The 22108-nt window shown below is 66.8% G+C and carries 26 protein-coding genes; 13 read left to right on the forward strand and 13 right to left on the reverse strand.

Features of this window, described 5'->3' with window-relative positions; translation table 11 throughout:
• Positions 1 to 68: 68 nt before the first annotated feature.
• On the reverse strand, positions 69 to 992 hold the full coding sequence (locus OYT95_RS37895) for an AraC family transcriptional regulator (protein WP_268790525.1): 924 nt from the start codon (positions 990 to 992) through the stop codon (positions 69 to 71).
• Between the two features lie 151 nt (positions 993 to 1143).
• On the opposite strand from OYT95_RS37895, the gene OYT95_RS37900 reads away from it, so the two are divergent.
• Both OYT95_RS37900 and OYT95_RS37905 read left to right on the forward strand, forming a co-directional pair.
• Entirely contained in the window at positions 1144 to 2226 is a 1083-nt protein-coding gene (locus tag OYT95_RS37900) for an aldo/keto reductase (protein WP_268790526.1), read from the forward strand.
• A 110-nt stretch (positions 2227 to 2336) separates the two neighbouring features.
• Positions 2337 to 3059, forward strand: a complete 723-nt coding sequence (locus OYT95_RS37905) for an SDR family NAD(P)-dependent oxidoreductase (RefSeq protein ID WP_268790527.1) — start codon at positions 2337 to 2339, stop codon at positions 3057 to 3059.
• A gap of 227 nt (positions 3060 to 3286) precedes the next feature.
• Here OYT95_RS37905 and OYT95_RS37910 read toward each other — a convergent pair whose 3' ends face one another.
• The 5 genes from OYT95_RS37910 to OYT95_RS37935 form a co-directional block, all read right to left on the reverse strand.
• Positions 3287 to 3802 carry a putative immunity protein gene (locus OYT95_RS37910; RefSeq protein ID WP_268790528.1) on the reverse strand — a complete coding sequence of 172 codons (516 nt, stop codon included), beginning with the start codon at positions 3800 to 3802 and terminating at the stop codon, positions 3287 to 3289.
• 113 nt (positions 3803 to 3915) lie between these two features.
• On the reverse strand, positions 3916 to 4494 hold the full coding sequence (locus OYT95_RS37915) for a dihydrofolate reductase family protein (protein WP_112298834.1): 579 nt from the start codon (positions 4492 to 4494) through the stop codon (positions 3916 to 3918).
• A gap of 391 nt (positions 4495 to 4885) precedes the next feature.
• On the reverse strand, positions 4886 to 5404 hold the full coding sequence (locus OYT95_RS37920) for a hypothetical protein (protein ID WP_268790529.1): 519 nt from the start codon (positions 5402 to 5404) through the stop codon (positions 4886 to 4888).
• The gene (locus OYT95_RS37925) at positions 5388 to 6161 is read right to left on the reverse strand and encodes a ParA family protein (RefSeq protein WP_037233866.1); all 774 of its coding nucleotides are present in this window, start codon (positions 6159 to 6161) and stop codon (positions 5388 to 5390) included. The genes OYT95_RS37920 and OYT95_RS37925 overlap by 17 nt, the downstream gene beginning before the upstream one ends.
• A 439-nt stretch (positions 6162 to 6600) precedes the next feature.
• Positions 6601 to 7470 carry a hypothetical protein gene (locus tag OYT95_RS37935; protein WP_037233863.1) on the reverse strand — a complete coding sequence of 290 codons (870 nt, stop codon included), beginning with the start codon at positions 7468 to 7470 and terminating at the stop codon, positions 6601 to 6603.
• A gap of 219 nt (positions 7471 to 7689) precedes the next feature.
• Between OYT95_RS37935 and OYT95_RS37940 the strand changes: the two genes are divergently transcribed.
• From OYT95_RS37940 to OYT95_RS37955, 4 genes are all read left to right on the forward strand, one after another.
• Positions 7690 to 8520 (forward strand): 3-oxoacyl-[acyl-carrier-protein] synthase III C-terminal domain-containing protein, encoded by an 831-nt coding sequence (locus tag OYT95_RS37940; RefSeq protein ID WP_268790530.1) that lies wholly within the window; start codon positions 7690 to 7692, stop codon positions 8518 to 8520.
• Between the two features lie 153 nt (positions 8521 to 8673).
• Entirely contained in the window at positions 8674 to 8898 is a 225-nt protein-coding gene (locus tag OYT95_RS37945) for an RGCVC family protein (RefSeq protein ID WP_235214366.1), read from the forward strand.
• Between the two features lie 101 nt (positions 8899 to 8999).
• Positions 9000 to 9758: a haloacid dehalogenase type II gene (locus tag OYT95_RS37950; RefSeq protein ID WP_268790531.1), complete on the forward strand. Its 759-nt coding sequence runs from the start codon at positions 9000 to 9002 to the stop codon at positions 9756 to 9758.
• 130 nt (positions 9759 to 9888) lie between these two features.
• Positions 9889 to 10293, forward strand: coding sequence for a hypothetical protein (locus OYT95_RS37955; protein WP_112298259.1), 405 nt, complete (start codon positions 9889 to 9891; stop codon positions 10291 to 10293).
• Between the two features lie 28 nt (positions 10294 to 10321).
• Here the strand turns inward: OYT95_RS37955 and OYT95_RS37960 are convergent, their stop codons facing one another.
• The gene (locus OYT95_RS37960; RefSeq protein ID WP_268790532.1) at positions 10322 to 11311 is read right to left on the reverse strand and encodes a glutamate ABC transporter substrate-binding protein; all 990 of its coding nucleotides are present in this window, start codon (positions 11309 to 11311) and stop codon (positions 10322 to 10324) included.
• Entirely contained in the window at positions 11311 to 12675 is a 1365-nt protein-coding gene (locus OYT95_RS37965) for a hypothetical protein (RefSeq protein ID WP_268790533.1), read from the reverse strand. The genes OYT95_RS37960 and OYT95_RS37965 overlap by 1 nt, the downstream gene beginning before the upstream one ends.
• Positions 12676 to 12827: 152 nt before the next feature.
• Here OYT95_RS37965 and OYT95_RS37970 point away from each other — a divergent pair, with 152 nt between their 5' ends.
• Complete coding sequence (locus OYT95_RS37970; RefSeq protein ID WP_268790534.1) at positions 12828 to 13919, forward strand: substrate-binding domain-containing protein; 1092 nt, start codon at positions 12828 to 12830, stop codon at positions 13917 to 13919.
• A gap of 49 nt (positions 13920 to 13968) precedes the next feature.
• Here the strand turns inward: OYT95_RS37970 and OYT95_RS37975 are convergent, their stop codons facing one another.
• Entirely contained in the window at positions 13969 to 14391 is a 423-nt protein-coding gene (locus OYT95_RS37975) for a nuclear transport factor 2 family protein (protein ID WP_268790535.1), read from the reverse strand.
• 163 nt (positions 14392 to 14554) lie between these two features.
• Between OYT95_RS37975 and OYT95_RS37980 the strand changes: the two genes are divergently transcribed.
• Positions 14555 to 15184 (forward strand): class I SAM-dependent methyltransferase, encoded by a 630-nt coding sequence (locus OYT95_RS37980; protein ID WP_268790536.1) that lies wholly within the window; start codon positions 14555 to 14557, stop codon positions 15182 to 15184.
• Here the strand turns inward: OYT95_RS37980 and OYT95_RS37985 are convergent.
• Entirely contained in the window at positions 15135 to 15905 is a 771-nt protein-coding gene (locus OYT95_RS37985; RefSeq protein WP_268790537.1) for a MerR family transcriptional regulator, read from the reverse strand. The two genes, OYT95_RS37980 and OYT95_RS37985, sit on opposite strands and share 50 nt — an antisense overlap.
• Positions 15906 to 15968: 63 nt before the next feature.
• On the opposite strand from OYT95_RS37985, the gene OYT95_RS37990 reads away from it, so the two are divergent.
• On the forward strand, positions 15969 to 16445 hold the full coding sequence (locus OYT95_RS37990) for a DUF6194 family protein (protein WP_268790538.1): 477 nt from the start codon (positions 15969 to 15971) through the stop codon (positions 16443 to 16445).
• 67 nt (positions 16446 to 16512) lie between these two features.
• On the opposite strand, the gene OYT95_RS37995 is transcribed toward OYT95_RS37990, so the two are convergent.
• Positions 16513 to 16797: a hypothetical protein gene (locus OYT95_RS37995; protein WP_245973256.1), complete on the reverse strand. Its 285-nt coding sequence runs from the start codon at positions 16795 to 16797 to the stop codon at positions 16513 to 16515.
• 324 nt (positions 16798 to 17121) lie between these two features.
• On the opposite strand from OYT95_RS37995, the gene OYT95_RS38000 reads away from it, so the two are divergent.
• A complete protein-coding gene (locus tag OYT95_RS38000) occupies positions 17122 to 17928 on the forward strand; it encodes an alpha/beta fold hydrolase (RefSeq protein ID WP_268790539.1) in 807 nt (268 codons plus the stop codon).
• Between the two features lie 35 nt (positions 17929 to 17963).
• On the opposite strand, the gene OYT95_RS38005 is transcribed toward OYT95_RS38000, so the two are convergent.
• Positions 17964 to 18998 carry a Gfo/Idh/MocA family oxidoreductase gene (locus OYT95_RS38005; RefSeq protein ID WP_268790540.1) on the reverse strand — a complete coding sequence of 345 codons (1035 nt, stop codon included), beginning with the start codon at positions 18996 to 18998 and terminating at the stop codon, positions 17964 to 17966.
• A 206-nt stretch (positions 18999 to 19204) separates the two neighbouring features.
• Between OYT95_RS38005 and OYT95_RS38010 the strand changes: the two genes are divergently transcribed.
• Positions 19205 to 19795 (forward strand): class I SAM-dependent methyltransferase, encoded by a 591-nt coding sequence (locus OYT95_RS38010; protein WP_268790541.1) that lies wholly within the window; start codon positions 19205 to 19207, stop codon positions 19793 to 19795.
• A gap of 15 nt (positions 19796 to 19810) precedes the next feature.
• Here the strand turns inward: OYT95_RS38010 and OYT95_RS38015 are convergent, their stop codons facing one another.
• The gene (locus OYT95_RS38015) at positions 19811 to 20131 is read right to left on the reverse strand and encodes a hypothetical protein (protein WP_268790542.1); all 321 of its coding nucleotides are present in this window, start codon (positions 20129 to 20131) and stop codon (positions 19811 to 19813) included.
• 186 nt (positions 20132 to 20317) lie between these two features.
• Between OYT95_RS38015 and OYT95_RS38020 the strand changes: the two genes are divergently transcribed.
• Positions 20318 to 21028, forward strand: a complete 711-nt coding sequence (locus tag OYT95_RS38020) for an SDR family NAD(P)-dependent oxidoreductase (protein ID WP_268790543.1) — start codon at positions 20318 to 20320, stop codon at positions 21026 to 21028.
• Positions 21025 to 22083, forward strand: a complete 1059-nt coding sequence (locus OYT95_RS38025; RefSeq protein ID WP_268790544.1) for an S-adenosylmethionine:tRNA ribosyltransferase-isomerase — start codon at positions 21025 to 21027, stop codon at positions 22081 to 22083. Before OYT95_RS38020 ends, OYT95_RS38025 begins: the two co-directional genes overlap by 4 nt.
• Positions 22084 to 22108 lie beyond the last annotated feature (25 nt).

Consider the following 22108-nt stretch of genomic DNA (forward strand, 5'->3'; position numbering starts at 1 on the left):
CTGATGAATTCGTCGAATCAGTGATGCGCCTCCGTTACGCTTACCCCCTCGAGAGCACACGGAAACCGTCAGGGCAGGGGACCGGTGTGCGACAGTGTGGTGTTTGTGCGTAGGTCTTGGGTGTCCTTGCCCGGGGAGGCGCCGAACAGGCGGCGGTATTCGCGATTGAACTGTGAGGGGCTGTCGTAGCCGACGAGATGCCCTACGCCCGCGACGTCACCGGGATGGGCGACCAGCATCGAGCGGGCTTGTTGCAATCGAATGCGTTTCTGAAACTGCAAGGGGCTCATGGCCGTGACGGCTCGAAAGTGCCGGTGAAACGCCGACGCACTCATGCTGGACAATCGTGCGAGGTCGTCGATCCGCATCGGCTCGGCGTAGTTGTCGCGGATCCAGTGGATCGCCCGGCTGACATGCGACAGGTCGCTGTCGGCCATCCCGATCTGGCGCGTCGCGCTCCCGTGTGGGCCGGTGAGCAGCCGCCAGAGGATCTCCTGCTCGATCAGCGGGGCGAGCACGGGCGCGTCCGCCGGATGATCGAGCAGTCGCAGCATCCGGGCCGCGGCGTCGAGTAGATCGTCATCTGCGTCGCCGGTCTCGATCGCCTGCGGGCCGGCGGTGCCACGGGACCACCGTTCGGTGGGGGCCTGCAACACCAGTGCGGCGATGGCGGCCGGGCGCAGCACCAGTCCCATGGCCAACGACGGCGCGCCGTCGCCGATGTCGAGGTACTGGCCGGTGACAGGCAAGTTGGCGGTGACGACAAGGCATTGCCCTGCCCGGTACTCGAACACCCGGTCGCCGAGCAGGAGTCGCTTACCGCCTTGGGTCATGATCACCAGCAGTGGCTCGGTCAGCGAATACTCCGGCACCGCCGACTCGGCCGTCACTTTCGACAACAACAGCCCATCGATCGGCGTCTGCAGATCCGGCCGGGCATGCACCGTGATGCTGCCGCGGAGCTCGTCCAGCAGGTCGGGAGAGTTACGCACAACTCACGAAAGCATCCGCGTCGCTGTCCGGCAACCCGATCGTCGCGACATCGGCAGGATCGTGCAATGCCCAGCGCCGATCGATCTACCACCGGTACCGCAGTTCGCGTTTCGATGGACGTGCACATTCCGACAAGCAAGGGAGCAGATCATGCGACTCGACCAGTACGTCACACTCGGCCGCTCGGGACTGCGGGTCAGCCCGTTCGCCCTCGGTGCGATGACCTTCGGCGAGGATGCCGGCGGCGCGGGGTGCAGCGTCGAGGAATCCGAGAAGATGCTCGCCACCTACCTCGACCTCGGCGGAAACTTCATCGACACCGCCAACTTCTACACGAACGGCCACTCGGAGAAGATCCTCGGCGACTTCTTCGCCGCCCATCGCGGTCTGCGCGAGCGCGTGGTGCTGGCATCGAAGTTCTTCGCGAACCTCTTTCCCGGCGACCCGAACGGCGGCGGTGCGGGCCGCGCGGCCATCATCGCCCAACTCAACGAGACGCTCCGGCGCCTGCGCACCGACTACGTCGACGTGTACTGGCTGCACAACTGGGACCGCCACACCCCGATCGAGGAAACCCTGCGCACCCTCGACGACCTGGTTCGCGCCGGCAAGATCCGCTACATCGGGATCTCCAACAACCCGGCGTGGGTGACCGCGCAGGCCCAGACCACAGCGCTGTTGCGAGGATGGACCCCGCTCATTGCGCTACAGGTCGAGTACTCATTGCTGGCCCGCACCGTCGAGGGCGAACTCGCGCCCCTCGCACTCGATCAGGGCATGGCTCTGGTCCCCTGGAGCCCACTGAAGAACGGATTTCTGTCCGGCAAGTATCGCCGCGGCACCGAGGTCACCGACTCCGCGCGCACCGCCTTCGTCGGCGGTCCCACCGACGCCGAGTTCGTCGTCATCGACGCCGTCGCCGCAATCGCCGACGACCTCGCGACCACCTCGGCTGCCGTCGCACTGGCCTGGCTGCGCGCGCGATCCGGGACAGTCGTTCCCATCCTCGGCGCCAGGCGAGTCGAACACCTCACGGACAACATAGCCGGGCTGGAGGTGACGCTCAGCCCCGAACACCTCCGCGCGCTCGACGACGTCTCGGCGCCGACGTTGAACTACCCGGCGCCGATGCACGGCGAGCAGCGGGCGATGCTCCAGTTCGCGGGCACCACCGTGGACGGGGAATCGTCCACCGTGTATCCACCACTGCTTCAGAGCGACGTCCGCTACTGATGGGCCGACGCTCAGCACCTACCTGCAGCACCGATGAAGTCCGGAATCTCGCGCGGTCCTACCTTGCGCGGTCCTACGCTGGTACGCGAGCGACGGAAGGCGGATGAGTAATGCTGCTGCAGAACCGCACCACGATCGTCCACGGTGGAAGTGGCGCCGTCGGCTCCGCGGTCGCGCGGGCGTATGCGCGGGAAGGCGCTGAGGTGCACCTCACCGGACGCACGCGAGCCACACTCGAGGACGTCGCCCACCGCATCAGGGACGAGGGCGGGACTGCGCACGTCGCTGTTCTCGACGCGGTGGACCGGACCGCGGTTGAACGACATGCCGCGGCGGTGGCGGACCGGAGCGGCGGCATCGACGTCTGCTTCAACGCCACCTTCAACGACGACATCCAAGGCACGCCGCTCGTCGACATGCAGGTCGGTGACGTCATGCAGCCGGTCGCCAAGGCGGTCACGTCGAGCTTCACCGTGGCGACGGCCGCTGCGCGCCACATGGTGGGACGCGGCACCGGCGTCATCCTCGTCATGGCCGGCGGACGGGAGGCGATTCCGAACCTCGGTGGCTCCCACGTCGCGTGGGCCGCACTTGCCGGCCTGTGCCGGCAGCTCGCCGCCGAGCTCGGTCCGCGGGGTGTCCGTGTCGCCTGGCTGCTGTCGCCGGGCTCCCCGAAACCGGGCGAGCCCGACCCGGACGCCACCCGTCTGCTGCTGCCGCGTCGCCCGAGCTACGCCGATGTCGCGAACGCTGCCGTCTTCGCCGCCTCCGACTGGGCCTCGACGATGACCGCGACCGAGATCAACCTCACCGGGGGCGCTGTCGTCGACTGACGCGGGCTGGAGGATGTACGAACGCTCACAGGCACACTCGTCTCGAGGAAACCTGGCGGGGTCGGTCACCACCGAACCCGTGAGTATCGACAGGGAAGTGATGTGAGTCCGGTGGCGCGCGTCGCTGAGGACGGTACCTGGAAGATCACCCGTAGCTGGGCCTGCCCGGTCACCGGCGCCTCGAGCCATACCCCCGGAGGGCAGGATTGCGGACGGCGCTGGCGCCCTCAGCAGTCGAACACTGACCAGCAGATGTCGTTCCGCAATCGCTGGTCGTCGAGTACGAGCTCGCGAATCGCTTCAGGGAGCTGGTCACGCTGCCACCGGCATTCACGTCGTCCTGCCGCCTCGCCCTCACCCTCCGGCGCGGCAGCACGCGCGGCTTTGATCGCATAGGCGGCAGCACCGAGTTCATGCGCTGCAACGTGCGCGACGGCTCCGGCCTGCCCCGCAGCGTATGCAGCGTGCCGTGCTGCACCACTCAGGTCCCTGGCCGCGCCCATCGCATGGCCGCCCGCCGCGCGGGCCTGCATCATCTTGACCTCCCCGCGCACCCAAGCGCGGGCGTGCTCGATCGCCTGACGCGGTCGTGGGTCGTCAGGCCGAGTCGACTCGAACAGGTGTAGGACGTGCTCCGCGCACGATGCTGCCCACAGGGCCAGAAGCTGGTGATCCGAGTCGGTGAGGGTCCCACCGCGGCGGAGGGTGACGAAGCGAGGGTCTCGGACCTTCGGGAGGATCATGGCTAGAAGTTCTATCACTTGCATCCACCACAACACCCAATCGCGGCATGCCGGTCAGAGGGAACTTTCCAGGTCAGGTCGGCTGCTTGACGGGGTGGGGTGCATGGACGGACTCAGACATGCAGGGTGGGCTGGTAGACGAGCTCTTGGATGTTGCCGTCGAGTGTCCGGCTCTCGATCAGCTCGAGGTCGAAGTCGGCCGCACCCTGGAAGATCGGGTCATCACCGGTCTGACCGGTGATCACAGGGAAGAGCGTCACCTGCAGGCGGTCGACCAGGCCGGCGGCCATCAGCGCCCGGTTCATCGACAGGCTGCCGTGCGAGCGCAACGGCACCTCGGACTCCTGCTTGAGCCGGGCGACGACGTCGACGGCGTCACCGCTCACGACGGTCGCGTCCGGCCAGTCGAGAGGTCCCTGCAGGGTGGTCGACACGACCGTTGCCGGCAGGCTCCTCATCCGGGTGACCCATGGGTCGCGCACCGACTCCTCGGTGCTCGAGGCTAGCAGCTGCGTGAACGTCCGATAGGTGTTGGCCCCGAAGACCATCCGCTGCTCCGTCTCGTACAAGGCAAGGCGGTGGTCGAGCAACTCGGGGCCTTGCTTGCCCCAGTAGCCACCCCAGTCGCCGCCGCTGATGCCGCCGTAGCCGTCGAGGCTGGAAAAGACGTCGAAGGTGTAAGTGGCGGTCATGATGCTCTCCTCGGGTGCGGTTGATCGGGTCTGTGGATACAGACAGGAAAGCTCGGCGAAACTCATCGCCGTTCGACTCCTGGCGTCCGGCCGCCCCGGATGCGGCCCAGAACTCGAACACAGCAAAGCGGGGTCGGCAACACGGCAGGCAGGGAGAAGAGGGTGGCCCGCCGGTCCACAGGTCGTGAGTGTTCCTCCTTCGTGGATCCTCGCCCTTGTGGTGTCGGCCCTCCCCGGAATCGTCGTGCTCTGGTGTCCGAGGACTCGAAGGGCGCGCCGCTGTACCTGGTGACGGCTCTACCGATCGGGCTACGCGACGAGGGGTTTCACTGATCTGAGGCGACGTATGAGCCGGTCGGTCTCCATGTCATTGTGGCTGCTCCTGGGCGGGCTAGTTGACGTGTGGCCCCCGGACGAGTTCGGCGTTGCGCGGCGGGAAAGGCTCGCCATTGTTGTATTTGCGTTCGAGAACGGCGAGGTAGTGGGCCAGGGCTTCGTCGACGAGGTTGGACCAACTGTTGGGGGCACCGGCGATGTGGCCGATGGCCGCGACGGCATTCTTGCCGTTTTCGACCTTGGCGCGGTTGATGCAGACGGATTCCTGCTTCTTGTCTGCGGGGACCCGTTTGGTGGTCTTCTTTTCCTCGCCGAGGCCCACCGGCCCCGGTTGGGGTTCGGCGACGGTGGCTGCTTCTCGAGCGACGTCCACGCACTGTTCGACGAGGTTCGGCAGTCGTGGCTTGCGGCGTTCGAGGGGGTTGCTGGCGAGTCCGGGTTTACGTGTCACGCTCGTGAGGAGGTCCTTGCGACGGGTTCTCGAGTACGTCCCGTCCTGGTGGGCGCCTGTGCGGGCCTGGTGGCGGCGTTCGAGGGGGTTGTTGGCGAGTCCGGGTTTACGTGTCGCGCTCATCAGAGGTCCTTTCGACGAGTTCTTGGGCGGCGTCGCGGTAGGCGCGGGCCGCGGAGGAGGACGGTGCCCACCTGACGACGGGTTCTTCGGCGCTGTAGCTTTCGCTGACACGGACGGACTTCGGGATGATGGTGCGCATCGTCTGGTCGGGGTAGGTCTCGCGGAGCGCGGCGAGGACCTGCTGGTCGATGACCTGGCCGAGTTCGACGCGGCCGCACAGGATGTGATTGAGCCGTGCAGTGGGGTTGAGCAGTTCGACCTGCTGAGTGATGTAATTCTCGATCCGCATGAGCGCTTCGAGTTCCATGGCTCCCGTCATGACAGCGGCGAGCACTTCGGTGCAGGCGACGAGTGCGCTGATCGTCAGGTGGTCGAAGTCGCCGGGGCAGTCGAGGAGATTGAAGTCGACTTCGGGGGCGCTGGCGAGGGTTTTGCGCAGGATGCCGTGTGCACCGGGCTTCTTGAGGAAGTAGGGACCGACGGAATCGAGTTCCTTGGTGGCAGGAACGAGGTGGATCCCGGACGCGGTGATGGTGGTGGCTTCTTCGATGCTCGCCACCAGCATGAGTACCGACAGGACATCGTTGTCGACGGCTTCGGGTGTGGCGCCGAGCCAGGTGGTGGCGTTGCATTGTGGGTCGAGGTCGACGACGCGGACGGTGTAGCCGGCTTCGACGAGGGCTTGGGCGAGGTTGACCGCGCTCGTGGTTTTGGTGGAGCCGCCTTTATGGTTGACCACTGCGATGGTGCGGGTCATGTGGGCCTGTCCCTTCGTGTAAATATAATGACGTAGCTCAAGATACTTAACTTGGTCGAGGCACGCGGATGACCCGCCGATAGAGGTACAACGCCGAGGACCGGATCATCACAAGGTCGAGCCGTGTGCCGGAGCGATCGGTGTCCAGCTACCGATGTGTTCGAACGCCCGAGCTCCTGACCGAGACAGAGATTCCCGCCGCTTGCGTTGAGCGGTTCACGCTGTGCGTGCCGCTGGTGGCAGTTCCGAAGTGTGCGGAAAACGCAAGGTGCAGCGGTGTCGCCGAGGTATGTACCGTCGCTTCGGCCGCAGTGCCGACCTGGGCGCCTGCCTCGTCGAGCAGCACTACTCGGCCTTCGCGCACCGTCATCGGAGCACTGTACTTCTCGAGCGACTCCGCCGCGTCCGGTCCGAATCCGGCCGGCAGCGAGGCCGACCCCTATTTTGCCGGCAATATCCGCCGAACCGCGCGAATCGTGGCGGCGGGGGTCGCCGGATGCCATACCTCGCAATCAGCGTAGGACCAGGCGTACGTCGGACTACCGTCACAAATGCAGTCGAGTAGCCCCGGCTCGTCGAGTTTTTCGGCTGACCATTCGTACAATCGCTGCAGTCGCGGCCCGATCAGGCCGTAATCCAGCATCTCGCCGACGTTGTGCTCAGCGGCGACATATGCCGCGACGTCGTCCCCGAGGGGATATCGGTCGGGGAGGACCCGAGAAAGGGACAGGAAGATCCCGGTCATCGAGAGACGGGGATCTCCCAGAAGAGGACCGGCAGGCGCGAGCGGCCCGAGCGCCAGTCGCGGCGCCGCGACCAAGGCATGGGCATAGAGAACACGGAGCAGTACGACGTTGAGAAAGAAGCGCTCCGGACGGCTCTCGGTGCAGGCAAGGTCGCGATGGTCCAGGTAGGCGGAGGCGATGCTCGCATTGTGGGCGCGGTACCACGTGCGTGCGGTCGGATCGGCGACGAACCGCATCCACAGATCGACCGTGTGCGAGGACGGCGTCCCTCCCATTCCGCCGCTCCGGGCAACAGCCTCGCAGCCGTCGCGGATCAGCCGCTCGTTGACCGCTCGCCACCACGGACTTCCGGGCGGCATTGCACCGAGCGGCGCCAGCACGCCGCGGCGAATCTGCCAGCGCATGAACGACAAAGCCGCCCGACGGAACGGCAGGTGCCGGGGTGCGCTGCCGATCGGACCGTGATAGGTACGGGCGATGAGCTCGTGACGGGCTGCAGGATCGTCACGCACGGCATGGACCTGACTCAGCGCCCACTCTGCGGCGGAAGGTCGAGAACTCACGCTCCCTATTGTCGGACCCACGGGCTCGGGGCGGAAGTGTGCGATTTCTACTCGGCTACCTCGCCGGTTGGCCGGCGATCGGTCGCCGACACAGGGAGGGGTGCCGTCATACCACCCTAGGGTGGCTGTCTCGCGCCGCGGCTCACGCCGACACTGGATGGCAATCCCACCCGGCGGATGCCACCGATGAATGTCGCGGGTGCAACAGCGGAGAAGCCCATGACTGCTTCGATAGCCAATGCAGAAGAGCTACAACACAGTTCCATTCTGGGGTTGGGTGTCTACCGGCCGGAGCGGGTGGTGACCAATGACGAGATCTGCCGGCAGATCGATTCCACCGACGAACGGATCCGAGTCCGATCCGGCATCCGGAACCGGCGATTCGCCGGGCCGGACGAAACGGTGATCGACATGGCCACGGCCGCGGGACGGGACGCTCTGCGGGCTTCGCAGGTGTCCGCCGACCAGATCGGCTGCGAGCGTGCCAGCGAATTCGTCGACCTCACGGACAAGTCGACTGCATTCATCTTCGCCGACGGCGCGGGTGCTGTCGTGGTCGGTGCTTCACCACAGGCAGGAATCGGACCGGTGGAATGGGGCTCGGACGGCTCGCTCGCCCACGTCCTAGCGCAGGAACTGTCCTGGACGGAGTTTCGTGACAATCCCACGGGGCCACACCCGTGGGTGAAGTTCAACGGTCCGGCTGTGTTTCGCTGGGCCACCGTCGAAATGGAGAAGATTGCACGAGCCGCCCTGGACCGAGCCGGCGTCACGGTGGAACAGTTGGATGCGTTCATCGCGCATCAGGCCAATCGGCGCATCACCGAAGCGATCTCCAAGCGCCTGAAACTACTACCGAGCACGGTGGTCGCCCGCGACATCGTCGATGCTGGAAACACGTCCGCGGCCTCCGTCCCGCTGGCCGTGGAGACGCTCCTGCGGACCGGTCGAGCACACGCGGGAGACACCGCACTGCTCATCGGATTCGGTGCGGGTCTCACGTATGCCGCTCAGGTCGTCACGCTCCCCGCAGCGCCGGACGATCCCTGACGGCTGGCAATCACCCGGGGATCGGAGGGGGTTGGGCGGTGGGGGAGTACCGTGGGGGATGTCGAGGGTTATTCGAATATGCGCGGTCATGCCATGTCGTCCTCGGCGCCCACACCGGCCTGCAGTCGAAGGGCCGAGAACTGGAGCGCCGCCATGGCGTCGAACCCGACTGAAGTGTCAGATTTCCTCGTCACCGAGTCACCGAGTCCCGCGCCGGCGCTGGAATCGGCGGAGTCGTGCACGGCATGCCCACACACCGCTGATTCCCACGATGCGCTCGGGATTCGCTTCTGTGCCGTGACCTCGGCGCGAAGCCTCGACCGTAAGTGCATCTGCGCCGGTGAGCAGGTGAGTGGACAGCACTACTCCCGCTACTGAAGCCGGCGCTGACCCGCGAGCGCTCCGTTCGATTCGCCGACGGCCTTGCATGACGGCACTATTGTGATGCCACGTCGTACGTTCGAGTCGAAAGGACGCCCATGGCTGGTGTGCCGTTCCGGTCCCCGTCGACGGGACGCAATATTCGCGCCGTGTTGTTCGATACCTTTGGCACCGTTGTCGACTGGCGCACCGGTATCGCCGCCGCTGTCGCGGACTACGCGGCGCGCCATGAGCTCGAGGTGGACGCATTTGTCTTCGCCGACCGGTGGCGCGCCCGTTACCGGCCGTCCATGGGAGCCATCCTTTCCGGCACCCGCGAGTTCGTGATTCTCGATGTCTTGCACCGCGAGAACCTCGACTTCGCGCTCCGCGAATCGGGCATCGACCCCACGAATCACGATGCCGGAGAGCTCGACGAGCTCGCGCGCGCCTGGCATGTGCTCACCCCCTGGCCCGACAGCGTGCCGGGTCTCACGGCACTCAAGACCGACTACATCATCGGCCCGCTCTCGAACGGCAATACTTCTCTTCTGCTCGACATGGCCAAGAACGCCGGAATCCCGTGGGACGTGATCATCGGCTCCGACATCAACCGAAAATACAAACCTGATCCCCAGGCCTACCTGCGCACAGCGCAGTTTCTGGGTCTTCACCCGAGCGAAGTCATGCTCGCCGCCGCACACAACGACGACCTCGAGGCCGCTCACGCTGTGGGTCTGGCCACAGCGTTCATTCTCCGGCCCGTCGAACACGGACCTCACCAGAGCAGTGATCTCGCGCCAACAGGCAGCTGGGACATTTCCGCGACCGACATCACTCACCTCGCAGCGCTGCTCCGGGCGGGATCGACAGGGTGATTCGGCCGAGCCCGAACGATGGGTGGCAACCATATCCACGTCAGGTCCGGTCGCGTGTCCCTCATGTCAGGTAATCCTTGACGCCGAGTCGGACCTCTGTCAGGCTGTACCTGACAGAAATGAGGTTGTCATGGAACTTGTCGAACGTGCCGTCAGTGCGAATATCGATGCCGCTGCTCGCGCGGTCATAACGGCTGCGGCCGCCGAAGCAAGCCGTCACGCGGACGAAATCATCGGCACCGGGCCGCTGCCCGGCACGGCGGAATGGGACGCCGAGCAGGGCACGGACATTCCCGATCAGCGCACCCTGGCCTGGCATCTGCTGAGTCTCCGCATACAGCTCGCCGCCGGGCTCGACGGCATCGAAACCGTTCTCGGCCTGCGCTTTCAGGGAGCGACGTGGGCAACCATCGGCAAGGCTGCCGGGATGACCCGTCAATCCGCGCACGAGCGATGGGGTTCCCGCACCACAGCCCTGCTCGACCCGATGGGGACCGGCCTACCCAAGACCGTTGCTGACGACGATCCGAGCTGAACCGGGACGCGGTCAGTCCGGAGGATCGTCAGTCCTGGTACTGCGGCACCGGCGGTCCGGGTGCCGGGCCGAGCGACGACAGCCACCGATCGTAGAGAACAGTCCAGGTTCCGTCAGTGCGCAGGCGCTCCAGTGTGCCGTTGACGAACCGGACGAGGTCGTCGTTTCCGGGAGCGACGCCGATGGCGTATTCGGCAGAATCGGTTTCGGGACCGACGATTTCGAGATTCGGATCCTGGGCGACGAGGCCGGCGAGGACTGCGGCACCTGCTATCGCGTCGACCTGCCGCTGCTGGAGGGCCATGAGGCAGTCGTCCCAGTCGGGTACTGCGAGGATCGTGGCTTTGGGGGCGATACGCGACAGTGCCGACACCGACGCCGGGTCGTGGTGCGTGCAGACTCGACGGCGGGCAAGGTCGGCCGGCTCGGAGATGCCCGACCCGTGCCGCACCACGAGCCGGCGGGATGCCTCGAGATACACCGTGGAGAACGCCAAGTCCTGGGGAGCTTCGCAGGGCAGCGCCACCGGACGCACGACCATGTCCGCGTCGCGGTGAGCGAGCATCTCGGCGCCGTCATCGGTTCCGAGCGGGCGGAACTCGACCTTGGTGGGGTCGCCGAGCAGATCACGTGCGACCTCCCGCGCCAGGTCGACGCCGAATCCGGTGAGCGCGCCGGTAGTCGGGTCGCGGAAACTGAACAGGTTGGTGTTCTGGTCGACCGCGACGACCACCGTCCCGCGGGCACGGATATCGCCGAGCGTGCCGCCGAGGCTCGGAGTCCCCGGACGGAGACTGGCGTGTGCTGCACATGCCGACGTCTCCGTGGCGGGTGGTGGCTCTTCGGGCGGCGCGATGAGCTGGGCCCCGGCCGACAGGGGAAACTCCGTGAAGTTCCCGGAGAACCTCGGGGTGGGTGCATCGGGGGCGCCGCAGCCGGCAAGCAGGACGGCTCCGACCGCGAGGCCGGCGAGCAGCCGGGCGGAGCGCGGTCGCCGTGCCGGGTGTGGTCGCACCATCAGTGGTACTCGCTCACTCTGGGCTCGATCCCCGCAACGACGGCGAGCGCTGCGGAAACGGCGAGCACGATGCCACCCACGGCGAGCGCCGCCATCGTGCGGTACGACTCCCGCATCGCGTCGAGTTCCTCGGTGCGTAGAGCGGTGATGGCGTCTTCGAGCGATTCGTCGAGGGCCCGGAACTGGGCCGTCGATGCCGTCGATCCCGGACCGACCGCGACGTCCGCCGCGCCCTGGTAGTCGCCGTCTGCGAGCTTCTGCTGTAGATCCCCGTGCGCGCTCCGCCATCCGTCGAACGCGGCGGACGCATCGTCGATCGTCGGTGCGACGACGGTGTGCCGCGACGCGTCCGAGTTCAGGATCGCCGCGAGTGCGTCCGTGTGCCGGACGTAATCGCTTCCGGCCGGATCGAAACCCGGACGAAGCAGCCCGAGCGTCTCGTCGGCGCGGGCCTGCTGGGCGAGGATCCTCGCCTTCGTGACCGCAGCGAGGGGTTCGGCGCCGTCGATCCGTGCGCGTTCGCTCGCCGATGTCGACAACAGCCCGGCGATCACGATCCATACGACGAGAGCAGCCAGCAGCACCGTCGCACACGCCAGTCCGGGATTGACCCGGCGGCGGCTTCGATGCCCGACGTACGCGTGCGCGACGGCGAGGACGACGACCCCGGCCGACGCGACCGCTATGGCGGTGGCGGGCAACCTGGCGGTATGGGACTGCGTGTCGGCGACGGCGCGAGCCTGGTCGTTGTAGAGGCGTTCGGCCAAGGGCAGGATGGTGTCCTGCATCAGAGCGGATGCAGTCCCGAGATACGCCACCCCGACCGGATTTCCCGCGGAATCGTTGGACCGTGCGGTCGCCACCAGGTCCGTGTACACGGCAACGTGCCGCGACATCTCGGTGAGCAGCCGCAGCGATTCCACGTCGCCGGAGGTGACGCCGTACGACGCGGTGACGAGTGCGTTCGACGCGTCGCCGATCGCCTGGTTGTACCGGTCGCGCACCGCGAGCGGCTCGATGGCACCCGCGATGAACGACGACGTCGCTGCCGCGTCGGCGATGGACAACGAGCTGAACAGATTCTGCGCGGCGTCCGCCAGCGGTTCGGTGTGGGCGCGAAGGGTTTCCATCCGCTGCTGCCTCGCGGCGACGACGGCGGACGTCACGAGACCAGCCGTCAGCGCCACCACGACGAGGACGACGGCGAGGAGGGACAGGCGTCCGGGCGTCGACGCGAGGAATTCGCGCCAGGGGCGCCGGCGGACCTCGGGTTCGATGAGCAGGGATTCGTTCAGGAGATGCTCGTCGGCCAGCGAAGTGTCACGATCTCCGCTGGATACCGCACCGCGGTCCTGGTCGAACACCCACTCCTCCTCATCCCTGCACTCAGTGTGCGCCGATCACGGTCGGAAAACACCGAAAGCATCGACGGCGCAGGAGTAGCCTGCGACGCCCGCGGGTACATCGAGACTGGGCACGATCAGCCCGGAGGTCCTCGGCTCATGAAGGCGGGCTCATGAAGACAGGGGTGCGCGCGTTCGGCGTCGCGGCCGCGGTCGCAGCGGTGGTTCTCGGGGCCTGCGCGGCCCCAGCGCCGCGGAGCGACGATGCCGCGGAGAAGGTCTTCTTTCTCTTGCCGAACACGACGACCACCCGATTCGTGGAGCGAGACGAACCCTTGTTCACCGACTTCCTGGAGCTGTTCGCGCCGGAGGCGACGGTCACCGTCCTCAACGCCGAAGGCGATCCCGCTCGCCAGCAGAGCCAGGTCGAGTCGGCGATCGCGGATGGCGCGTCCGTGCTCGTGCTGATCTCCACGGACGCGAGATACTCGGGTGGAGCCTTGACCGCCGCCGCCGAGGCGAACGTTCCGGTGGTGCTCTACGACCACGACGCGGTCGGTGGACCGGCGGACGTCCAGGTGATCTTCGACCCCCTCGAGGTCGGCCGACGGCAGGGGAGCCGCGCCGCGGACCTGATCGCCGCGATGCCCGGCGACGGTGTGAAGATCGCCCGGGTGGAGGGAAACCTCGGTGAATACGGCACCCGTCAATTTCTGCTCGGTCAGGACGAGCATCTGCAGCCGCTCGCCGACAGCGGCAAGATCCGCGTGGTCTGCGAGACCGCGATCGACGACTGGGACCCGGCCGAAGGTCAGGCATTCGCCGAGGAATGCCTGACCCGTGAGAACAACGACATCGCACTGTTCGTCACCATGAACGACGACCTGGGAGGCGGAATCGTCGCGGCTCTGGCCGGGCGCGGTCTCGCCGGGCGGATACCGGTCACCGGGGGACAAGATGCCAATCTCGCTGCGCTGCAACTGATTGCACAGGGGACTCTCGACAACACGATCTTCAAGAATCTGTCCGACCAGGCGAAGGTCGCCGCGCAGCTGACGACGTCGATCCTGCACGGCGAAGGCATTCCGGAGGACATGATCAACGGCACGATCGACAACCAGTACATGGCCGTGCCGACGGTGTTCCTGCCCGTGCAGAACATTACGAAGGACAACCTCTCCGTCGTGGTCGACTCCGGCTTCTACACGTGGCAGCAGATCTGCGCACCGGATCCGGCATCCGCGGTGTGCGGGGACCACAGCTGAGCCGTCGGCGAGGGGAACGTGTCCGAGACGAGGGCGGAACTCGGCACGTTCAGCTCAGGGGCGCGATGACACCCCGGTCGCCGATTTCGGCGCGGACATCGATCACCCGCCCGGCCAGCAACCAGCCCGACGATCCGCGTCGCCACGCGTCCCGGTACTCGCCGAGGCATTCGTACGTCGTGCCGGCGCGGTCGCCGAGGCCGACGTGAACCGCCCGGAAGTAGGACCGAGTGCGCGCCTCGTCACCGTCGACCTCGATGCGGATGTTGCCGAGCAGGTGCTGGGTGGCGCCGCAGACGTCGAGGTGGGAGCGGACGCGGGCGACCACGTCCGCCGGCCCGGTCCGCCCGTAGGCCACGACATCTTCGGTGAGCGTCGCCGCGAACCCCGGCCAGTCTTTCGTGTCGAGCAGGACAGCCACGACGTGCAGGCGGTCGGCGATCTGGACGCGGGCGGGCAGGGACTCCGGCATGGCTCGATCTTCCTCGGACGACCGGCTGACTCGGCCGCGGCATCCCGCTGATCGAGACCGTCGCGGTGACGGATCACCGCTGGGCCTGCGGGTGGGTGCCGAGGTTCGGTCGCATACGGTGGCAGTGGCTCGCCGGGCGGGCCGGATCGAGGAGGAATCGGTAATGAGTGCACGTACCCCCGAGGAGCGCATCCCCAGCCAGTGGGAGGAGATGACCGCAGCCGACCCAGGGCATTCGATGTGGTACGTCGAGCGGTTCCGGGCGATGGAGGCGCAGGGCAAGGACATCGTGGGGGAGGCGCGTCTGGTCGATGCGATGCTCGGCCGCGGCGGTCGGATACTCGACGCGGGGTGCGGACTCGGCCGCCTCGGTGGCTATTTGCACGATGCCGGTCATGTGGTGGTGGGTGTCGATGTAGATCCCGTGCTCATCCACGTGGCCGAGGAGGATCACCCGGGTCCGACGTGGCTGGTTGGTGATCTTGCGGAATTGGATCTGCCGGCCCGCGGGGTGAAGGCCGATTTCGAGGTGATCGTCTGTGCGGGCAACGTGATGACTTTCCTGGCGCCGTCGACCCGGGAGTCGGTGCTGGCGGGTTTTGCCGCTCATCTCGCCCCGACCGGCCGAGTGGTTGTGGGGTTCGGCGCGGACCGAGGCTACGAGTTCTCGCAATTTCTCACGGACGCTCAGGCCAGCGGCCTGACGGCGGACCTGCTGTTCTCGACATGGGATCTGCGCCCGTTCACGGAGGATTCCGACTTTCTGGTGGCGGTGTTTTCGCGCGCGCACTGACGGCCCCGTCGTGAAGTGTGAGGAGCACGGTGAGCGCGGCGGTTGCGTCGAGCAAGGCTCGGGAGCGGGCTGTGGTGGCCTGGTCGCGGGTAGCGAGCGCCGCGCCGATGTCACCTGATCCGGGTGTGTGCGCGAGTTGTGTCATGACCGCACGGAGAGGTGCGATGCGGTAACCGGCCTTGCGGAGCTGATGCACGACGCGAGCGTCGCGGACCTGGGACGGGGAGTATCGGCGCGCTCCTGTGGGTGTGTCCCGGTCTGGTACGACGAGTCCCTCTGTGTCCCAGTGCCGCAACGTGGAGGGGCGGATGCCCAGGGCGACGGCGAGTTCGCTCACGCTCATCCAGTCCGAGGCCTGTACGCCGTCGATCGGCTCGGTCGAGATCACATCGGCGGCCTGCTTCGCCAGCGCGAGTTCGGTTCGTTCTGCGTGGAGTCGGGCGTGCACGGCGTCGAGGAGGGCGAGCGTTGTCGCGGCCGGGCATGTGTGCGCGCTGCGCACGATCCGTTTGGCTTCGACCGGGCCGGCGCCGACGGCGAGGTTTCGATAGGCGATCGCGGATTGCACATGCGCGTCGGTGTAGATCCGGTATCCGGTGGCTGTGCGGGTCGCGGGAGGCAGCACCCCGTCGCGTTCGAGGTTGCGCACCTGCTGCACGGAGCACCCGGCACGCCGGGCTACATCGACGGTCCGGAGTTGACGTGATTGGAGACTTTTCACTGTATTTCTCCTGTATGTGCTCCTCGGCCTCTCCATAAGCACTTTAATGAAACGCTGGAAGCTATGACCATGGACGACATCATCGACTTCGTCGAAGGCCTCGGCGACGTTCTGACGCTCAGGCCTGCACCCGGCGACGGTTCGCCGGAGATCAGCTGGGGTGACACTTTCTTCTATTACTCGCCGGATCGAATCGTTCCCGACAGGACCCAGCCCTTTGCCACGATCGTCACCAAGAACTACCCCGGCGACGAAAGCTCGGGTCTGGACCGCGCGGGTGCGTTCCGGGTGAACATCCATGCCGGGAAGGAGGCGTTCATCGAGGCAACCGGCCGCGCACCGCGAGAGCAGGGCGTCGCCGACCTCGACGCCGGTGCGCCCGACACCGTCATCGCGCATCCCGTCTATGGCTCCCTGGCCTGGCTGGCGGTTATCGACCCCGGCGCACGCACCGGCGAAGTCACGCGAGAGTTGCTGTGCCGGGCGCATACGATGGCTCGCTCGCGCTATGAGCGACGATCGGAATCCACTCCACGCTGACTCAAGAAAGGCATGTGGGACCGAGGACGACGAATACCGGCTTCGTCCTCGGTTCCGCCGCGCGTCGTCACATCTGGTGAATCCGACTGCTGTTCCATCCGACGAGGAGTTCGTCGAGCGTCATGCTCTGGTCCCTGCGTTCTTGCCGTTGGTCGCGTTGCCGGTCGTGGCGGGGGCCGTCACCGTTGTCACCGCGGTCGCCGGGGATGGTGGGTGCGGCGACTGTCGTGACGGGGTGTTCGGCCGCTGTCGCGATGGCGGTGGCGCCTCCGAGAGGGATGACGGCGAGCGCGGCGGCGACGGCGGCCGTGGCGAATCGGTTTCGCAGGGGGATTCGAGGGAGATGGCTCACGGCGGCTGAAGGATTCGTCGCGTATGAAATCTCCGAGTGGGGAAGTGAGGTGTGCATTTCGTAGTGTCCTGTTCGAATGCGTGGGCCCAACGTCCACAGCTACTCGAATGGTGTCTGCGAGAGCCCGGAACGTTACTCCCGACGGTCCGGGAATTTCGTGGACGGCGGCACCGACGGACCTTCGGGGGTCGATCCACAGGGAAACCCTTTCGTTGTGGAGAAGTCCTCCATGGAGGGATCCCCCAGGCCGTACTACCGTCGCAGTAACCGCAGACGCGCACCATGGCGTGTCAGCCGGGACTCGCGAGTGCGACAGGAGAAGCAGTGCCATCCATCGAATTTGACGGGGATCGAATCGACTACACCGTGCACGGTGACGGCGGCTCGTCGTCGTGCGTGATCCTGCTGGCGGGTTTCACGGCCCCGGCCACGTCGTGGCGTTATCAGATCCCGTCGCTGATCCAGGCCGGTCACTGCGTCATAGCTGTGGATCTGCCAGGCCACGGGACGGCTCCCGCCATGCCGCACGGAACAACGATGCAGACACGCGCAGAACTTGTCCACGTACTCATCGAGAAACTCGATCTGCAAGGTGCGGCGATAATCGGAGGCTCGATGGGTGGGAACACGATCTGGTCGTACATCGACACGTACGGCACGGGGCGGCTTCGTGCGGCGGTTGTGGTCGATCAGACTCCGCGGATGCTCAATGCACCGGAGTGGGCGTATGGGTTCTACGGCTACGACCAGGACGCCGTCGACACGTTCTTTGCGGACGGGATTCCCTCGACCGGCCACGGCACCCCGATCTGGAAACGCGGCATGCGGTTGGTCCGCTTGCTCACCGCGATGGGCCGCGTCGACCGGGAACTGTCGTCACCGGAACTCGCCCTGTTGAACGATCATGCGAAATGCGACTGGCGTTCGACGATCCGTTCGTGCGATCTTCCCGTGCTCTTCGTTGCCGGTTCCGACAGCGAGTTCTGGCCGTCGGCACACGCCGCAGCGGCTGCAGCACTCGCACCGAACGGAGCGTCGATCGTCGTCCCGCGCGCAGGCCACGCGACGAACATGGAGCGACCACATTCCGTGAACAAGGCTGTCGCCGGATTTCTCGACTCCGCATCCTGAGCCCGGACGCGACGCGAGTGCCGCCGCAATCGCCGTCAGTCGACGGACGGCACGATGACTGTGCTGCCACTCTCGGCGGCCTCCCGAGCCGCTGCCAACACCGCGATGGTGCCGAGCGCGGTACGGGCCGGCACCGGTTGCTCGCCGGTGCCGGCAACTGCGGCCGCGAATTCCGCGTAGTAGTCCTGATACGCACCCCGTTGCGACGGGACCGTTTCCGCGCCATCCGCGGTGTGGAGGACGCCCCACCGTTCGCGTCGCTCGTATCCCCATCCGGTGGGATCGTCGACGGGCCGTGTCCCCGCGAACAGGGCCTGTGCCTGTACGTCCGTACCGTCCGCCACGTAGCTGCCCAAGCTGCCGAATGCGCGCAGCCGCCGCCCTTCGAGATGGTTGACCTTGCTCGACGAGACGCTCGAATAGACCCCACTGCGGTGTGCGATGTTGACGACGAAAGCGGCGTCGGTGCGCCCCTCCGGGCGGTCGACATGATCGAGGTGGGCGTCGACCCTCTCTGCCGGACCGAACAACCACAGCATTTGGTCGACGACGTGTGCGCCGATGTCTCGCAGCAACCCGCCGGTCGGGCCGGATTCGAGCGTGTCGGCGCCGTCCAGGTCGAAATGGGATTCGATACGCCAGATGTCGCCGAGTCGCGGCAACACCGACATCAGCGTGCGGATGTCGGCGTCGTATCGACGGTTGTGATAGACGCTGAGCAGCACGCCGGCGTGGTCTGCGGCTGCTACCAACTCGCGGGCCGTCTCGACATCCGGCGCGAAGGGCTTGTCCGCGATCACGTGCACGCCCCGCCCGATCGCCTCGAGTACGAGCTCGCGCCGCGTCTGCGGCGGGGTGGTGATCGTGACGGCATCGACGCCGGAGTCGATGACCTCGCCGAGGCTCGCGAACACCGGCACGCCAGGGAAGTCCGCTTCAGCCTGGGCGACACGGGAGGCGGAGCGGGTCACGATGCCGCCCAGCGTGATTCCCGTGGCCGCGTCGACGAACGGTGCATGGAAGTACCGGCCGCCCAGCCCGTACCCGACGATTCCGATTCTTACGCTCATGTCCAGATTGTATGTTAAGACATCCGAACAATCTATTCAGCAATTGTAGTGCGGGCAGTCGTGGTGTCGAGGGTCGAGAACAGCGCAGTGCCGTGCCAAGATGAGGTGGCACGATCAGCTGCAGGGAGGCGACGAAGTTGTCGGAGCGATCAGGACCCCTGGCCGACGATCCGTTCAATGGTCGGCGCCCGACCAGTCACGAACGGATGACGGGACGGTCGTGGGATGCGTCCTACCAGGAGGGGCCTGCGCCGTGGGATGTCGGCAGGCCGCAGCCGGCGATCGTGCGGGTGGCGTCCGAGGGCGGATTCGCCGGAGCGGTGCTCGATGCGGGCTGCGGGACCGGCGAGAACGCCCTTCACGTCGCCTCACTGGGATTGCAGGTGCTGGGCGTCGACGTGGCTGAGACGGCACTGGCGATCGCCCGGGAGAAGGCCGACGACCGTCGGATCGAGGTCGAGTTCGCGCTGGCCGACGCGTTCCGGTTGGAACACACCGGCCGCCGGTTCGAGACCGTGCTGGACTGCGGACTGTTCCACACGTTCGACGCCGACGAGCGACCCCGTTACGTGGCGAGTGTGGCGTCGGTGACCGAGCACGGCGGAACCGTATATGTGTTGTGCTTCAGCGATAATGGTCCCGATGCCGGCCCGCACCCCGTCAGCCGGGAGGAGCTGAGAGCGGCGTTCGACCCCAGCGATGGATGGAAGGTCGTCGCCATCGAACCGGACCGGATCGAGACGAGATTCCACGACGGCGGCGCACCGGCCTGGTTCGCCACCATCGAGAGGATCTAGCGTTCGGGCGTGCCGTCATTCGGCGTTACCCGTCGGGAAGTAGACCGATCCGTCGCTACCCACGCAGCCGCCCTGGACGGGGCCGGGACCGAAGTACGCGCCGTTGACCTGACCGGCGCCACCGGAGGAATTCGACCCGACTCCGGCCCCCGCGACGCCGACTGCCCCGCACGTGTAGCTGTTCGAGTCGCCCGGTTCGCTTTCGACCTGAACCTGTGTGCCCGGCGTCTTCGGATCCCCGTGCAGGTTCGGTGCCGCGGCCGCGACACCGGGTATTGAAAAGATGGCGAGTGCGGCGGTCGCCGCGACCGCCGATCGCACTGCGAATGTGTCCATGCGAAGTCACTCTCGATTCGTCTCACGGTAGGGACCCCAATTATCGTCCGCTCCATCCTGAAATCCCACCCCTGTGCGTGCGCGCCGGGAACCGGCCATGCGGCCGGCTGGACCTGCGGCCTTGACATGAAGTGGACTTTAGGTTTCACCATGGTCGCAGATGTCACTGGAGGCAAGGAGTCTGCGATGAACGACACCAGGACGGCGCTGATCACAGGGGGATCGGCAGGGCTGGGACGGGCGAGCGCACTCGCGCTCGCGGAACGCGGCTGGGAGGTGATCGTCACCGGCAGGCGGGTCGAACCGCTCGATCGGGTCGCCGCTCGGGCACACACCATCACCGCGCTCCCCGGTGACGTGACCGATCCGCGGCAGCGCGAGCGCATCGCCGAGGAGATCGCGGCGCGGGGGCGACTGGACCTGTTGCTCAACAACGCCAGCGCGCTCGGACCCAGCCCGATGCCCACCCTCGCCCGGTATCCGGAGGACGCGTTGGCGCAGGTCTTCGCGACCGATGTGCTGGCCCCGCTCGCATTGATCGCCGCGCTGATCGAGTATGTGCGGAACGCGGGCGGGACCGTGATCAACATTTCCTCGGATGCCGCGGTCGAGGCCTACGCGGGCTGGGGCGGGTACGGGGCTGCGAAGGCGGCGCTCGACCACGCGACCGCGGTGCTGGCGGTCGAGGAGCCCGGCCTCGCGGTCTACGCATTCGATCCCGGCGACATGCGCACCGAGATGCACCAGGCGGCGTTCCCCGGCGAGGACATCTCGGATCGGCCCGACCCGGAGACCGTGGTACCGGCGCTGCTGAATTTGTTCGACACGAGCCCGCCCAGCGGCCGGTACCGTGCGTCGGATTTCGCGGTCGCAGCGAACACGGTGGTGTCGTCGTGACCGGCGCACGCGTCGCATCCGCGGCCGAGTTCCGGTTCGTGCTGCCTCGGCGATTGGAGGCGAGCGGTCCACCGGAGAGCCGGGGGCTGCTGCGCGACGCGGTGCGGCTTCTGGTGTCCGATCGGGGACGAGTGGAGCACACCAGATTTCACGACCTACCGCGCTTTCTCAGGCCGGGCGACGTGGTGGTGGTGAACGCGTCGTCGACGTTGGCCGCGGCGGTCGACGGGACCGTCGACGCCGTAGGACCCGTGGTCGTGCATTTCTCCACCGACATCGGCGACGGTGACTGGGCGGTCGAGGTGCGAGCGCCGGGGCCGGTCTCCGGTGCCCTCGACACGGTCGCGGCGGAAACGCGGATCATTCTGCCGCGCGGCGTTGTCGCGACGCTCATGGAACCGTGGCCCGTCGGCTCGACGAGGCTGTGGCGGGCCTCGATCGACGGCGTCAAGGACGTAGCCGCGGAACTGCTCGCCACATCGGGCCGTCCGATCACCTACGCGTATGTCCACGACCGCTGGCCGCTGCCGTCGTACCAGACGATCTTCGGCCGCACCGGTGGAAGCGCCGAGATGGCCAGCGCTGCGAGGCCGTTCACCCACCCGATGGTCACCGATCTGGCGACCTCGGGGGTGGTGATGGCGCCGATCCTGCTGCACACGGGTGTCTCCTCGCCGGAGCGTGGGGAGCCGCCGATCCCGGAGCGGTACGAGGTGCCGGAGCAGACGGCACAGCTGGTCAACGACCGGCGTGCCGCCGGTGGCCGCGTCATCGCGGTCGGCACCACCGTGACCAGGGCCCTCGAGACGCAGGCGACTTCGGACGGTATGGCGGTGGCGGGCGCCGGCTGGACGGACCTGGTGCTGAGTGCGGGGAGGCCGACCCAGGTGGTGGACGGCCTGATCACGGGTTGGCACGCACCGGGGGCGTCGCACCTGATGCTGCTCGAATCGGTGGTGGGGGAGGCGGCCGTCCGCCACGCCTACGACGAGGCGCTTGCACGCGGTTACCTGTGGCACGAGTTCGGAGACAGCGCGCTCTTGCTGCGACGGTGACGGCGCGATCGAGGTTCTCGACAGA

The organism is Rhodococcus sp. JS3073 (assembly GCF_026810085.1).
In the GTDB taxonomy this organism is placed as follows: domain Bacteria; phylum Actinomycetota; class Actinomycetes; order Mycobacteriales; family Mycobacteriaceae; genus Rhodococcus_F; species Rhodococcus_F wratislaviensis.